This is a genomic window from Bartonella sp. MR168JLCBS, from assembly GCF_042194175.1.
This window is the reverse complement of the sequence record NZ_JBHIMP010000588.1, coordinates 1-240: the sequence shown is the minus strand read 5'-3', so window position 1 is coordinate 240 and position 240 is coordinate 1. Positions and strand designations below refer to the sequence as shown.

Genomic DNA, 240 nt, shown 5'->3' with positions numbered 1-240 from the left:
AAATTCATATGCTTAAATAAATGTAAAAATATCATGACTAAAAAGTTAAATAAAAAGGGGGGCAGCCAAAGCAATCATTTTGCATTAACATCAAGTGCTCCACTTAATCCAACACCAGAAGCAAAAAGTGAAAAACTTCAGAGAAATTCACAGATATATAAGCATTACCAAGGGCATCGTGAACGTCTACGAAGGCGTTATTTAAAATCAAAAGGAAATGCAATTGAAGATTATGAATAT

Annotated in this window: 1 pseudogene; it reads left to right on the top strand. The window is 31.7% G+C overall.

Going from position 1 to position 240, the window contains the following annotated elements:
* Nucleotides 1-33: 33 nt before the first annotated feature.
* Nucleotides 34-240: pseudogene (locus tag ACFIK8_RS12865) on the top strand (hypothetical protein); the annotation flags it as partial.